1 other RNA gene is annotated in these 410 nt (G+C 51.5%); it reads right to left on the reverse strand.

Going from position 1 to position 410, the window contains the following annotated elements:
- Window positions 1-307 precede the first annotated feature (307 nt).
- Window positions 308-410: a transfer-messenger RNA gene (gene ssrA / locus A3738_RS09765) on the reverse strand; the annotation flags it as partial.

Below are 410 nucleotides of genomic sequence, written 5' to 3' on the forward strand. Positions count from 1 at the left end.
TCGATATTGCGTTCAAGCCAGACTCTAGCGGCTTGGCGTATTTCTTTTAGTTTTGCTCGTCTTACGGTCATTCTATCCACTAACTCATTTAATAGGACTACATAGCGGAGAGCTGCTCGCTCGCAAGAGGTGCGAAGGGATAATCGAAGGAAGCCAGAGTGTAGGCGTCGATTGTAGTAGAGCGCTCCGTGGCGCACGATAGTGTAGGGCAGTTGCATAGTCAAACGTCCTAGCTGTGTGACAGCTTGTGTGACATTCTGACTTGAGGGAAGCTCAACCCCCGTGGATACAGGGGCTTATGCTTGTTTGGTGGAGATGGCGGGGGTCGAACCCGCGTCCGTCAGCACTCTGCCATCGGCTCTACATGCTTAGATTCCGTTAATTAGTTTAACCTTCCACAGCCCAACGGG

It is taken from the genome of Oleiphilus sp. HI0066 (assembly GCF_001635725.1).